This window comes from Paraburkholderia ginsengiterrae, from assembly GCF_001645125.1.
GTDB classification, from domain to species: domain Bacteria; phylum Pseudomonadota; class Gammaproteobacteria; order Burkholderiales; family Burkholderiaceae; genus Paraburkholderia; species Paraburkholderia ginsengiterrae.
The window spans coordinates 1-12,674 of the sequence record NZ_LXKA01000345.1; the positions used below are offsets into that span (position 1 = coordinate 1).

The window sequence follows — 12,674 nt, forward strand, 5'->3', positions numbered from 1 at the left end:
ACCCAGGGTTAACCCATTATTTTCCGCGCTCCAAACCAAATACAGTTCCAACATACCACCTGACCCCAAACGCAAGGCCACCTCCGGCGAGGGAGGGCCCAGCGGTGTTTCCTCAGTTCCACGAACTCAAAGGAGATGACAGATGGAAATCCGCGACCCCTCCCCCGGCCTCTACAACGAAGATCTCGCGCCCGCCAGGCAGCGCAACTGGGGGGCTTTCAGCATCTTCAACGTCTGGACCTCGGACGTGCACAGTCTCTGGGGCTACTACCTCGCCGCCAGTCTGTTCTTGCTGTGCGGCAGCTTCGTCAACTTCCTGCTGGCCATCGGGCTCGGCTCGCTGGTGATCTTCGCGCTCATGAATCTGATCGGCTACGCGGGCGAAAAGACCGGCGTGCCTTACCCGGTTCTGGCGCGCGCCTCGTTCGGCGTGTGGGGCGCCAACCTGGCCGCGCTGGTGCGCGCCGTGGTGGCCTGCTTCTGGTACGGCGCGCAGACGGCTGCCGCGTCGGGTGCGATGGTCGCGCTGCTGATCCGCAGCGACGGCCTGATGGCGTTCCACAAAGGCACGCATTGGCTCGGCCACTCAGGGCTGGAGGTGATCTGCTACGTGATCATCTGGGCGCTGCAGTTGCTCATCATCCAGAAGGGTATGGAGACGGTGCGCAAATTCCAGGACTGGGCCGGTCCCGCAGTGTGGGTCGCCATGCTGATCCTCGCGATCGGCCTGTGCGTCAAAGCCGGCGGCTTCTCGTTCAGTCACGGCATACCGATGAACGTGCTGCTCGAGAAGACCAGCGACGCCGGCGTCAGCGGCGAGCCGGGCTCGTTCTGGGCGCTGATGGCCGTGGGCGCGACGTGGATCACATACTTCGCGGCGCTCTATCTGAACTTTTGCGACTTCTCGCGCTACGCGAAGAACCGTAGCGCTGTGAAGAAAGGCAATCTATGGGGCCTGCCCGTCAATCTGATCGCATTCTCGCTGGTCGCGGGCGTCACTACCATTGCCGGTTTCAAGGTGTACGGCGAAGTGCTGCTTCACCCCGACCAGATCTCGGCCAAGTTCGACAGCTGGCTGCTGGCATTCATCGCGGCGCTGACCTTCGCCGTTGCCACGCTGGGCATTAACGTGGTGGCCAATTTCGTGTCGGCCGCGTTCGACATCTCGAACACGTTCCCCAGGATGATCAGCTTCAAGAAGGGCGGCTATATCGCCGCGGCCATCGCGCTGGTGCTCTACCCGTTCGCGCCGTGGGAAGGCAACGCCGCGCACTTCGTCAACGCCATCGGCGCCACGATGGGCCCGCTGCTGGGGATCATTCTGGTGGATTACTACCTGGTGGCCAAGGGCAACATCAACGTCGCGGCGCTCTACCAGGAGCATGGCGAGTACCGCTACGAAGGCGGCTGGAATGTCAACGCGCTGGTCTCCGCAGCGGTGGGAAGCGTGTTCTCCACCTTCCTGCCCAATTTCACCAGCCTGTTGCCGGCCTGGTGGAATACCTATGGCTGGTTCTTCGGCGTGGTGATCGGCGGCGGCATGTACCTGATCATGGCGACGCTGCGGCCGCGTGCCGCGATTGCGCCGACCCGCGCCTGAGGGTTTTCCTGGGGAGAAGTAGGGCAACAATGCCGAGGGTGGTCATGCTAGGATTTCCCGCAGACAACTTCGGAGACTGCTATGCCGTTCATCTGCGAAAACGTTGAATGTCGCGCTGTGCTGGCCCGCGGACAGGTCAGACCCGCTCGCGAAGACGCAGGGTGGTGCTTCTACTGCTCGGACTGCAAAACGAGGAACGCGTTGAAGGATATTGGCGCGCCGGGTGGTCCTATCGACTTGGTTCAGCCGGAGCGATCCGATCTCCCGCACAAAGTGGTCGCGACTGCACGGCCGTTGGAAGACGGCAGGTATGCGGCACAGTTGCGCGTACAACGAGCGCTCGGCGTGAGGGGGACGTACGCGGTGGAAGAGCATTGGGATGAACTCGGCGTGTTCCCCGATGCGCATGAAGCCGTCGCGCATGCGAAGTCCATCGCGGCGGACTGGTTGCAGCAGCACGCATAGTCGCACGGGGCGCGCTGCATTCGGCCGCGCGCATCGTATGCGGATCTTGACGGCCGGTCCACGGCCGCTAAGATCCGCGTAACAACCGGTGCCTACTTTTTCACCTTTGCCCCCAGTGCGGGAAATTGGCCCGGATCGTTAATGTTCAGCGGGGCAGCGGGTTGGGCTGGGCCTTTTATCTGTTGCAAAGCCGCTTCGGAAAGTCTGTAGCGACTCCCTCCCCAGATAGGGGACAGCCATTCGCAACAATTCCCGCAAGGCTTCCACAGTAGGTACCCGCCATCGCTGCTAGCCGGGGAGAATTGAAATTTTTCCCAGTCCACGTTTCCGGGGGTAAGTCGCGTGAGCACAAGCGACAGAGCGTGGGCTTCCGCGCAAGCGAAAGCGCTCCGGGTAGGGAACACCTTATTCAGCCCCAGCATGTAGCTATGGAGCCGATTAGATGCCAACTGAATCGGAGTGGCGACGTCAACTGGGCCTCGAACTGACGCATTGTCGCCCGACTCTTCAATGTTGCCGTGTGTCGCGTCTGGATAATGGCAAGTCACTGTTGGCATAGTTCGCATCTCCACGTAGTCAAATTGCGCATCGTTCGGAACAAGCTGCGAACCTGTACTTTATGGGGCTAGCGTTCCCCAACCGTTTCCCACGGCCTACGCCGGCATGACGCGCTCACGGCGATTGCAAACCGTAGCAGCCAGCCGAAACGAAAAAACGCCAATCTTCCGACGAATTGCCTCTTACCGACCGGTTACTTTCGGACACACTTCGTTGCGAATCGGGATCCGCGCGCCATCTACAATCCGCGCACGGAGGCAAATCATGATCAGAATTTTGTGTGCAGTTGCGCTTGCGGCCGGCCTGTCCGGCTGCATTGTCGCTCCGCCGTACGCCTACGCACCTGCGCCGGCCTACGGATATGGTTACGCGCCTGGATACTACGCGGCGCCAGCCGTCGATGTCGGCATCGGTATCGGCGGATATTACGGGCACGGCTGGCGGCGATAGTTTCGTTGCGGCACCGGCTCCGCTGACGAACGTGTCGCGCGAGCCGGATACAGGCAGGGCAGTCTTTTTTGACGGTTCCAATCCATTGCCCTAAATGGGGCGTTTTCAGTTGAGAACCGAAGGCTCAGCGCTGCAATGAACAGTTTCGATACAGCAATCCAGATATTCCTGACGCACAACGCTTTCCATTCGGAAGCAATCAATCACGCGATAAGGGTGATAGCGGGCCAGGCCATCTTCAAAGGCCTCGTCCTGATACCCGTCTTGTGGTGGATGTGGTTCAAACCGGGACCGCGTAGTGAGAGGACGCGCGAGATGATCATCGCGACGGTTGCAAGCGGTCTTCTGTCGCTTGCGAGCGGCAGGCTTCTCGCCTATTGCTTGCCGTTCCGGCAGAGGCCGCTCTACAACCCGGATCTGGGCCTCAATTTCCCCTCTGTCGGCCTGCATGACGCCGTTGTGCGCACGTGGAGTTCTTTTCCCAGCGATCACGCGATGCTATGGATGTCGATTGCGACAGGTATCTTTCTTGTCTCACGACGCGTTGGCGCGCTCGCGCTGTTGTACACAGCGATCTTCATTTGCTTGCCGCGGGTGTACCTTGGTTTGCATTATCCGACTGACGTTCTCGCGGGAGCGGCCATCGGCGTCGCGATCACGTGGATCGCGACGCGTGATTTTTTCCGCACACGTTTCGCGGGACCGATCCTGCGATGGATGAACGGTTATCCGGGCCCCGGCTATACGCTCGCGTTTCTGTTGGCTTTTGAGCTGATCACTCAGTTCGACGAAGTGTTCCTGTTCGTCAGGGCCGGTTGGAAGGCGTTGTAAGTACACAAGTGATCGGCCAGGAACGGCCGATCAATGTCTCGATCACTTGGTCGTATAACCGCCGTTGATCAGAATGGTCTGCCCGGTAATCCACCATCCGTCGCTGACCAGATGGCGGATGAAAGGCACCACATCCTCGATATCGGTTAGTCCAGTCGTGGAGAACGGCGAGAGCGCCGCGGCGGTCTTGTGGTAAGCCACCGCGTCCGCCCCTTCGGCGGGATAGAAGAACGGCGTGTCCATGGGCCCGGGGCCGATAGCCGTGACGGAGATGCCGCGCGCGCCGAATTCCTTGGCCGCCGCGCGCGTGAAATGCTCGACCGGTGCTTTGGTGCCCGCATAGGCAGCGTAAAACGGTGTGAATGCGCCGAGCAGCGACGTGACTAGCGTGACGATCTTGCCATTGTCGTTGACGTGCTTGCCTGCCTCTTTAAGAAAGAAGAACGCCGACTTTGAATTCACCGCCGTCATTTCATCGTATTCGGCCTCGGTGATGTCGACGAATGCCTTCTTCAACACTTTGCCTACCGTGTTGATGGCAATGTCGGGACGGCCGACCGCGGCGACGACATCCGAAAACAGTTTCTCTACCGCGCCGGCCGAGGTCAGATCGGCCTGGAACGCGACTGCCCTGGCACCGGCCGATTCGATCGCGGCAACGGTCTCGTCCGCTGCGGCCTTCGAGCTCGCGCTGTTGTAGTGAATCGCTACCGCCTTGGCGCCCTGAGCGGCGAGATCCCGTGCAATCAATCCACCGAGATTTTTCGCGCCGCCCGCAATGACGACGGTTTTGCCTTTGATGCTGTGGTTTGCCATGGTTCATCCCCAGTGCCGAAGCCGCCCGATGCAGCCTCTCATCCTGTTGGATGATATATTCCAGAAAAGCCGTGTAAATCTGCTGTTTCTGACATCACTGGTCAGAAAAGTCGAACAGTGGCAAGGCGTTTCTCGCGCAGAAAGCTCAGTGCAACGTTGAGCAGCGCGCTCGTGCAGGTGGGAGCAAACGTGGATCGTATCGACCTGTTTCGCGTCTTCGCGCGCGTTGTCGAGTGCGCGAATTTCACGCGCGCGGCGGACACGCTCGGCTTGCCGCGCTCGTCGGTATCCGCGGCGATCCTGGAGCTGGAGGGCCGGATCGGTGCCCGTTTGCTGCATCGGACCACGCGTAAGGTGTCGCCGACCCAGGACGGCACCGCGCTCTATGAGCGCTGCCTGCGCCTGATCGCGGACGTCGAGGAAACCGAGAACCTGTTCCGGCAGACCTCGGTGGGACCGAGCGGCGTGTTGCGCATCGACGTGCCAAGCCGGATAGGCCGGCTGATTATTGCCCCCGCGCTGCCCGAATTCCTTGCCACCTATCCGAAAATCGACATTACGCTCGGCATGACGGATCGCGCGATCGACCTTGTCGAAGAACGCGCCGACTGCGTGCTGCGCATAGGCAAGCCGCACGATTCCGGCATGATCGCGCGTCCCATTGGCAATCTGCCGCTGATCAATGTTGCGAGTCCTGTCTATTTATCCCGTCACGGTACGCCTCGCCGGCCCGGCGATATGGCAACGCATCAGGTCGTTCAGTACGCGTCGCCATCGAGTGGGCGCGCCACGCCGTGGGAATGGCTCGACGGCGAGACGGTCAGAACGCTGACAACGCAAGGGCGCGTGAGCGTCAACAGCGCGGAGGCGTACATTGCATGCTGCCTCGCGGGACTCGGCTTGATCCAGATTCCCGCTTATGACGTGCAGCAGCATATACGTTCTGGAGAACTGATCGAAGTGATGCCGGAATTCCGGGCCGCCCCTATGCCGATGAACCTGCTTTATCCACATCGGCAACATCTGTCGCGCAGGGTTCAGGTGTTCGCTGATTGGCTCGACGTACTGTTGAAAGGACAACTCGGTTGTGAGCTTGGCGGCGCTAAAGAACGTGCCATTCAAGGCGGGTCAACCGAGCTGTTCGATGTTAGGAGCGGCAAGAAAAACGGTGGCCGGTAACGTGGATCAAGCGTCAACCATGGGGCTGAAGCGTTGGCTCACAGCCACGTGCCGCCCTGACGTTCGTTCGGCTCCTGCGTGAGGGCGTCGAAATCATGAATCCAGTCCAGATGATGCAGCACACTGTCGCGCGCTCCAAGGCGCGTGTTGCGCGCCTGCGCGGCCGGCCCGTCGGGCAGATGCAGCACGTCCGCGGCGGAGATCGACGCGTACTGCACTTTGCGCGTGCGGCCCCGGCGCAAGCGCTCGTAGGATTCCTGTGCCTCGCGCCAATTGCCTGGACCGGCCTTGGCAAGCTGCTCGGCCAGCACGACAGCATCTTCGATCGACTGGTTCGCGCCCTGGCCGTGATGTGGCACCAGTGCATGTGCGGCATCGCCGATCAGCGTCACGCGGCCCTTGCTCCAGCGGCCGAGCGGAGGACGATGGAAGAGCCCCCAGCGCTGGCTGATCGGCACAGCCGTGATCATCTGCACCACGGCCGGGTGCCAGTCCTTGAACAGGCGCAGTTGCTCGCCCTCGCTGGCCGGCATGACCCAGTCGCGCGACGGCCACGGCGATGGATGACGCTCAACCAGCAGGAAGTTCTGGTCGCCCTTGTCGCCGATCGGATAGTGCAGCAAATGGCCGTGTGGTCCGACCCAGAACTGGATGGTCTCGGGATCGGGCAGCAGGTTCATGCACTCGGCCGGCACCACGCCGCGAAAGCCTGAGCAGCCCGAGTATAGGACGTCGTCGTATCCAAGCATCCAGCGCCGCGTGATCGAGCGCGCTCCGTCGGCGCCGATCACCAGATCGGCTTCGATGCGCTCGCCGTTGTCGAACGCCAGGCTGACGCGATCTGGCAGTTGCGCGAGATCGACCAGCCGATGGCTGAGCTTGATGCGCTCGAGGCCGACCGCCTTCGACAGCACGGCCTGAAGATCCGCACGATGAACACCCCAGTACGAGCCGCCGAATTGCTCGCGGTAGCTGGGTACGCCGCGATGATCTCCGATGACCGCGCCACTGCGGCCATCACGATAGATCAGGGCGGGGATGTCCGCGCACACTGTGTCGAACGCCGCGCGCAGTCCCATTTGCTCGTAGAAGCGCGTTGCGTTGGCCGACAGCGCGACGGCTGCCCCTACCTCGCGCAGCTCGTCGGTCTGCTCGTAGAGCGTCGCATCGATTCCGTGCTCTCGCAGTGCGAGCGCAAGCGTAAGGCCGCCGATGCCCGCACCGACGATGGCGATTTTCAGATCCATCTGCTTCATGACTGTGTCTCCAATATCCAGGTTTATAGGTCTGGGCTGATGTGCTGTGCGCTAAGGTCATACCGAATGTGTGCGCTGTGTCTGTATTCTCAGTACCGGACGTTCATCCCGCAATAAAATGGAAGGAATCTGCTTCATCACTGATTTGAATGAGAGGGGCAACGCCAAAGATATGGAACTGAGCGATGTAGACCTCAACCTGCTGCTGCTTTTTCAACGGTTGATGCGGGAGCGGCGCGTGTCGACCGTCGCCGAGCAGATGAACATGAGTCAGCCGGGCGTCAGCAATGCACTCGCCAAGCTGCGCCGCCGGCTCGGCGATCCGCTGTTCGTGCGCGGGCCGGGTGGTGTGGTGCCCACGCCGTTCGCGCTGCGTCTGGCCGAACCGGTTTCGCAGGCACTTGCGACGCTGCACGCTGCGCTCAATCCGTCGACCGGTTTCGATCCGCTACTTGTCACGCGCACCATGACGATCGGCATGACCGATATCGGCGAGGTCGTATTCCTGCCTGCGTTGGTCGAACGCCTTTCGCAAGTGGCGCCGGGCATTGCACTCAATACCGTCCGCAACGCGAGCGTCAATTTGAGCGATGAGATGGCCGATGGCCGGGTCGATCTCGCCATAGGCTTGCTGCCGCAACTCAAGGGCGGCTTCTATCAGCGCCGGCTGTTCGATCAGCGGTATGTGTGCCTCTTCCGGCGCGGCCACCCGCTTGAAGACACACCGCTGACGCTCGCCGCCTGGCGCGAGGCCGGGCATCTGGTCGTGGTGTCGGCCGGCACGGGCCATGGGCAGGTAGACGAATGGCTCAAGCAGCGCGGCGTGCGGCGCAACGTGCGACTAACGGTGCCGCACTTCATGAGCGTGGGTAACATCCTGCAACGCACCGATCTGATTGCCACGGTGCCGGAGCGACTCGCCATGCAGCTGGTCGCGCCGTTTTCGCTCAGTGTGCGCGCGTTGCCCATGACATTGCCCGCCGCGCCCATCCATCTGCTTTGGCACGCACGCGTGCACCAGGACGAAGGGAGCCGCTGGCTGCGCGGGGTGGTGATCGAACTGTTCGCGGACACGGCAACGCATGCGCGCAAAACGGGGTCTGTGAGAAAGAAGTAGCGCTTGGTTCCGCGGAATCTCCGGGTTGCGGAATTGCTGTTTGGAATTAGCTCCGATCGAGCACGACATGGAAGACCGGAGCTGAAAGCGCACTCCGCGCCTTCAAATCCAGCCCAGAACGCCGCCGAATATCAGCAATGCCGAAGCGACACCGCCACCCAGCGCGGCGACCGTTTGCACTTGTCTGCGGCGCTCCACCATGTCGTGAACCCAGTAGGCCACGCGGAAGAACGGCAAATATCCGATCAGGAAGATCAACCAGGGAAACGAAGCGTTCCAGTACGGCAAATCCCAGGTCAGGACGCCGATATGGTTGAGGAAGAGTTCCGTCAGTACGCACAACACCGAATTGACGATTGCCATGAACCAGCGATTATTCATGCCGGCAATGCGCAGGTTTCGATCGGCAGGTAGCGTTCGCACGGCCAGCAGTCCCATCACGGCGAACATAAACGTGATCTCTATGTTGAGACCGATCAGCACGACATAGGCTGAACCGCCAGGCGTGGCCCAGGCCGGTGCGACCTGATTGAAATGGAACAGCAGCCCATTCCAGATTTCGTTGACCCAGTCCATCAGCCAGAATGCCAGGCCGCCTAGTACCACGTTCCAGCGGCGTTCCGCGACCTGCTCGCTGTAGAGATAGAGCACGATCAGCATCAGGGGGATCACATACCAGGCAAAGTGACTGGGGTCACGCACCAGAGCATAGGCCTGGGCTGCGGAGGGAGTTGTCATGCGCAGTGGTTCCGTTGGGGATTGTGGTTACCTTATTATGAAAAAGGGAGGACTAGTTTGCTTATGAAACGCGGCCAATCTTTAACGGAAAGCGGCCAGCCAGGTTCGCCCGGCAGCGTTGCCACGAGCTATGTACAGGCGTTGCTCGACGTCGCGGAGGCGCGCGGTGCCGACCGCCAGGCGCTGTTGCAACAGGCGGACATTACGCTGCCAACCAGCGATCAGGCCGCGCTGCACGTGCCGGTGGGCCATCTGCTGGCACTGTTCGACGCTGCCCGTGATGCGACGGGCGACCGGCTGATCGGATTGCGCCTGGGCTGCGCCGCCAAGCCGCGAATGTTCAGCGCGCTCGGTTACGCCGCCATGGGATGCAAAACGCTGGGCGAGGCGGTTTCGTTGATCCCGCGATACGAAGCGGTGGTCTACGCAGGAGCCACCACGACCGTAACGCTGGGCCAGCACGACGCGACCATTGCCTGGCGACCGACACTTCCGACAGCGGACGCTGCCCGGATGCAGCCCCTGAACGAAGCGATCGTTGCCGGCTGGTTGACCTATGGCCGCTGGATCACGGGGTTGCATGCCAACGTCAAAGCGGTGCGTTTTCAGCATCAGGCGCAGGACGCGCTGGATGACTACCGCGCCTTGTTCGGTTGTGTCCCGACCTTTGGCGCCGCCGACAATGCACTGGTTTTCGATCGGGGGCTGTTGGAACTACCGCTGATCCAGCACGACGATGGTCTGCGTCAACTGATGGAGCAACAGGCGCAAAACCTCTTGATTCGGCTGCATGCAGATCGTTCCGTTGGTTCGCGCGTGCTGGACGCGATCCGTTCCGGTCTGCCTCGTGGGGAGTCTGACAGCGCCGCGATTGCCCGAGCGATGGGCACGAGCGAGCGCAGCTTGCGCAGGCAGTTGCAGGAGGAAGGCTGCAATTTCAGAGCGCTGATCGCGCAGGTACGTGAAGAACTGGCGCGCGTCTATCTGGCTGACGACATGTTGAGCGTGCTCGATGTCGCGTTGCTGTTGGGCTACACCGAACAAAGCGCGTTTTCGGCCGCGTTCAGAAGCTGGACCGGCATGAGTCCGCGCGACTTCCAGGCGCGGCAACGACCTTGACTCCAATCGAGCACTTGAGAAACACGACAATGCATCCCGATCCCCGAGCCGCCGTAGTCACCGACCGTCCAGCGATCGATATCGCGCTTTACTCGCGCATCGGTTATACGGAGACGCACCGCGCCGAGGAGAAAGGTCTGAAGCGGGTATTTATGGTGAAGCGTTTGGATTAGTTGGTGATAACGTCGACAGATCAAGCATCCGCTAAGTGATGCGAATGGTCGGCATGCGTGTGCTGCCGCAATTCGCCGGGAATGAAAACGCGTTCGAGTCCACCGTTATCGAGCCAGGCGCGAGTGTTCTCGGCCGCACGATCGATCAGGCGACCGCATTGCGTGTAGTCGTAGGGGGAAATGTCGAGCGGGCATAGCGGCGGCACGACAAAGATATCGGCCTGCTTCGTGTAGAACTCGAGATCGCGAATGAGCTGGCGAGCAATGACAAGCGTCAACGCATGCATGGCCTGAGCGATCGGGCTGCTCGGCGGCGTGCGCAACGCACAGGCAAAGCCGGCGGGCAGCACAACAATACGTGTGGCCTGCAACCCGATGGCGACGGAAATGGGCGTGTTGTTCGCCACACCGCCGTCGACCAGGTCCACGCCGCCGATTCGGACCGGTGGAAATACACCGGGAATCGCCGCGCTCGCCAGGACCGCATCCACCACCGAGCCGGAGGAGAGGACGATTTCGTTGCCCGACAGCATTTCGGTCGCGACGATATGCAAGGGTAGCGCGGCCTGCTCCACACGCGCAAACGAGAGATTCTTCTCCAGCAGTTTGCGCAGCGCTGTTGCTTCGACGAGATGGGGGCGCCGCCTCAATATGATGTCGAGTAAGCCGAGCAACGAGAACGGCATGATGTCCTGCCGGCGAATCCGGCACCACAGCGCCTCGAGCATGGCGACACCGTCGGCGCTCGGGTAGCCCGCGAGATATGCCGCGTTGATCGCGCCCGCGGATGCACCGACGACACAGCCTGGATGCTCACCACGCTTGAGCAATTCTCGCAGCATGCCGACTTCGATCGCTCCCAGACTGCCGCCGCCGGCGAAGACAAATGCGGTCAAGGGGGCACGAGGCGGGTTCGCCGGCGAATCCGGATTCGTGGTGAGAATCGATGACATGGCGGTCTCCGCGACACGTCGAGCGTCCTTATTGGGCAATTCTTAGGTACGCGCGGATTTCTATCATATGCCATGAAATCCCAACTCAATGCCCGTGCCGCCCGCCGACTGCAACCGGCGTCTGTTTCGCTTGCCGGCTCAGCATCAGCGTGACGACGGCGGATACCGCCAGCGTCGCACCCACTACATACAAGCCCGCTGAATAACCGCCCGTGACGTTCTTGAGCCATCCAATCATGAATGGCCCGACGAAGCCGCCGAGGTTGCCGATCGAGTTGATCATCGCGATGCCCGCCGCCGCCCCGGCGCCTGACAGAAACACGCTGGGCATCGCCCACAACGGCGCCTTGGCCGCGCTGATGCCGACGTTCACGATGACGAGCGCCAGGATGATCATCAATGCCGTCGTCGCGCTGCCGGCGAAAATGAATCCGAGGCACGCCACCACGCAGGGAATGACAACGTGCCAGGTGCGCTCTTCGCTGCGGTCCGAATGCTTTGCCCAGAGGACCATCGCGATCACGGCGAGAACGCTCGGCACGCCTGCGAGCAGACCTGTCTCGAACGGCCCGAACCCGTATTGGCGAATGATCAGCGGCGCCCACAAGCCGAGCGTGTATAACCCCGCCGACGTGCCGAAGTAGATCAACGCCAGCGCCAGGACGCGCGGATCGCGCAACGCGCTTAACGCCCCCGCGGTGTGGCCGGCATGCGACTGCCTCGCGTCCGCTTCCAGCTTCAACTTCGCGATCAGCCATTCGCGTTCTTCAGGCTGAAGCCATTGCGCTTTCGCCGGCGTGTCCGTCAGGTACTTCAGCACGAAAAAGCCGAGAACGACGGCCGGCACGGCTTCGATGATGTAGAGCATCTGCCAGTCGGCCAGTCCGGCGATGGGATGCAGATTCATGATCGCGCCGGAGATCGGCGAGCCGATCGCGATCGAGAGCGGCGCGGCCGCCATGAACCACGCCGCGGCGGCGGCGCGTTGGCGCGACGGAAACCACAGGCTCAGATACAGAATGATGCCCGGAAAGAAGCCCGCTTCGGCGACACCCAGAATAAAGCGCAGCGCGTAGAAACTGTTCGGACCGACCACGAACGCCGACGCGAACGACACGATCCCCCACGACACCATCACGCGAGCAATCCACCGGCGTGCGCCCACTTTGTGAAGGATCAGGTTCGACGGCACTTCGAACAGAAAGTAGCCGATGAAGAACAGGCCGCCGCCGAGACCAAAGGCCGTCGGCGAGAGGCCAATGGCCTTGTTCATCGACAGCGCGGCAAAACCTACGTTGACCCGGTCCAGAAAACTCACGAAATACAACAACATCACGAACGGGATAATCCGCAGCATGAGCTTGCGGGACACCCGGCGTTCGAGTTCGGAATTCATTGTCTCCTCCTTGGAGGTTTTAG

The 12,674-nt window shown here is 61.3% G+C and carries 13 protein-coding genes; 8 read left to right on the plus strand and 5 right to left on the minus strand.

Annotated elements, in window-relative coordinates; genetic code table 11:
• Window positions 1-142 precede the first annotated feature (142 nt).
• The 4 genes from A6V37_RS29345 to A6V37_RS29360 all read left to right on the plus strand — a co-directional run bounded on the left by A6V37_RS29345 (window position 143) and on the right by A6V37_RS29360 (window position 3,904).
• Window positions 143-1,600: an NCS1 family nucleobase:cation symporter-1 gene (locus tag A6V37_RS29345; RefSeq protein ID WP_064270138.1), complete on the plus strand. Its 1,458-nt coding sequence runs from the start codon at window positions 143-145 to the stop codon at window positions 1,598-1,600.
• Between the two features lie 81 nt (window positions 1,601-1,681).
• On the plus strand, window positions 1,682-2,065 hold the full coding sequence (locus tag A6V37_RS29350) for a hypothetical protein (RefSeq protein WP_064270137.1): 384 nt from the start codon (window positions 1,682-1,684) through the stop codon (window positions 2,063-2,065).
• A gap of 822 nt (window positions 2,066-2,887) precedes the next feature.
• A complete protein-coding gene (locus tag A6V37_RS29355) occupies window positions 2,888-3,073 on the plus strand; it encodes a hypothetical protein (protein ID WP_064270136.1) in 186 nt (61 codons plus the stop codon).
• A 135-nt stretch (window positions 3,074-3,208) separates the two neighbouring features.
• Window positions 3,209-3,904, plus strand: a complete 696-nt coding sequence (locus A6V37_RS29360) for a phosphatase PAP2 family protein (protein WP_064270135.1) — start codon at window positions 3,209-3,211, stop codon at window positions 3,902-3,904.
• A gap of 42 nt (window positions 3,905-3,946) precedes the next feature.
• Here the strand turns inward: A6V37_RS29360 and A6V37_RS29365 are convergent, their stop codons facing one another.
• Window positions 3,947-4,720 carry an SDR family oxidoreductase gene (locus A6V37_RS29365; RefSeq protein ID WP_064270134.1) on the minus strand — a complete coding sequence of 258 codons (774 nt, stop codon included), beginning with the start codon at window positions 4,718-4,720 and terminating at the stop codon, window positions 3,947-3,949.
• Between the two features lie 189 nt (window positions 4,721-4,909).
• Between A6V37_RS29365 and A6V37_RS29370 the strand changes: the two genes are divergently transcribed.
• Window positions 4,910-5,899: a LysR family transcriptional regulator gene (locus A6V37_RS29370; protein WP_082902799.1), complete on the plus strand. Its 990-nt coding sequence runs from the start codon at window positions 4,910-4,912 to the stop codon at window positions 5,897-5,899.
• 38 nt (window positions 5,900-5,937) lie between these two features.
• Here the strand turns inward: A6V37_RS29370 and A6V37_RS29375 are convergent, their stop codons facing one another.
• On the minus strand, window positions 5,938-7,155 hold the full coding sequence (locus tag A6V37_RS29375; RefSeq protein WP_064270133.1) for an FAD-dependent monooxygenase: 1,218 nt from the start codon (window positions 7,153-7,155) through the stop codon (window positions 5,938-5,940).
• Window positions 7,156-7,327: 172 nt separating this feature from the next.
• Between A6V37_RS29375 and A6V37_RS29380 the strand changes: the two genes are divergently transcribed.
• The gene (locus A6V37_RS29380; protein ID WP_064270132.1) at window positions 7,328-8,272 is read left to right on the plus strand and encodes a LysR family transcriptional regulator; all 945 of its coding nucleotides are present in this window, start codon (window positions 7,328-7,330) and stop codon (window positions 8,270-8,272) included.
• Window positions 8,273-8,374: 102 nt separating this feature from the next.
• Here the strand turns inward: A6V37_RS29380 and A6V37_RS29385 are convergent, their stop codons facing one another.
• A complete protein-coding gene (locus tag A6V37_RS29385) occupies window positions 8,375-9,010 on the minus strand; it encodes a hypothetical protein (RefSeq protein ID WP_064270131.1) in 636 nt (211 codons plus the stop codon).
• Window positions 9,011-9,073: 63 nt separating this feature from the next.
• On the opposite strand from A6V37_RS29385, the gene A6V37_RS29390 reads away from it, so the two are divergent.
• Window positions 9,074-10,129 carry an AraC family transcriptional regulator gene (locus tag A6V37_RS29390; RefSeq protein WP_064270130.1) on the plus strand — a complete coding sequence of 352 codons (1,056 nt, stop codon included), beginning with the start codon at window positions 9,074-9,076 and terminating at the stop codon, window positions 10,127-10,129.
• Between the two features lie 29 nt (window positions 10,130-10,158).
• Entirely contained in the window at window positions 10,159-10,302 is a 144-nt protein-coding gene (locus A6V37_RS41555; RefSeq protein WP_165614469.1) for a hypothetical protein, read from the plus strand.
• A 20-nt stretch (window positions 10,303-10,322) separates the two neighbouring features.
• Here the strand turns inward: A6V37_RS41555 and A6V37_RS29395 are convergent, their stop codons facing one another.
• A complete protein-coding gene (locus A6V37_RS29395) occupies window positions 10,323-11,255 on the minus strand; it encodes a patatin-like phospholipase family protein (RefSeq protein WP_064270129.1) in 933 nt (310 codons plus the stop codon).
• An 85-nt stretch (window positions 11,256-11,340) separates the two neighbouring features.
• Complete coding sequence (locus A6V37_RS29400) at window positions 11,341-12,651, minus strand: MFS transporter (RefSeq protein ID WP_064286600.1); 1,311 nt, start codon at window positions 12,649-12,651, stop codon at window positions 11,341-11,343.
• Between the last annotated feature and the right edge of the window lie 23 nt (window positions 12,652-12,674).

Coding starts and splice junctions, on each gene's coding strand:
- A6V37_RS41555 (WP_165614469.1), top strand. CDS start 10,159: ATGCATCCCGATCCCCGAGCCGCCGTAGTCACCGACCGTCCAGCGATC.
- A6V37_RS29400 (WP_064286600.1), bottom strand. CDS start 12,651: ATGAATTCCGAACTCGAACGCCGGGTGTCCCGCAAGCTCATGCTGCGG.
- A6V37_RS29350 (WP_064270137.1), top strand. CDS start 1,682: ATGCCGTTCATCTGCGAAAACGTTGAATGTCGCGCTGTGCTGGCCCGC.
- A6V37_RS29365 (WP_064270134.1), bottom strand. CDS start 4,720: ATGGCAAACCACAGCATCAAAGGCAAAACCGTCGTCATTGCGGGCGGC.
- A6V37_RS29360 (WP_064270135.1), top strand. CDS start 3,209: ATGAACAGTTTCGATACAGCAATCCAGATATTCCTGACGCACAACGCT.
- A6V37_RS29380 (WP_064270132.1), top strand. CDS start 7,328: ATGGAACTGAGCGATGTAGACCTCAACCTGCTGCTGCTTTTTCAACGG.
- A6V37_RS29345 (WP_064270138.1), top strand. CDS start 143: ATGGAAATCCGCGACCCCTCCCCCGGCCTCTACAACGAAGATCTCGCG.
- A6V37_RS29395 (WP_064270129.1), bottom strand. CDS start 11,255: ATGTCATCGATTCTCACCACGAATCCGGATTCGCCGGCGAACCCGCCT.
- A6V37_RS29375 (WP_064270133.1), bottom strand. CDS start 7,155: ATGAAGCAGATGGATCTGAAAATCGCCATCGTCGGTGCGGGCATCGGC.
- A6V37_RS29385 (WP_064270131.1), bottom strand. CDS start 9,010: ATGACAACTCCCTCCGCAGCCCAGGCCTATGCTCTGGTGCGTGACCCC.
- A6V37_RS29390 (WP_064270130.1), top strand. CDS start 9,074: ATGAAACGCGGCCAATCTTTAACGGAAAGCGGCCAGCCAGGTTCGCCC.
- A6V37_RS29355 (WP_064270136.1), top strand. CDS start 2,888: ATGATCAGAATTTTGTGTGCAGTTGCGCTTGCGGCCGGCCTGTCCGGC.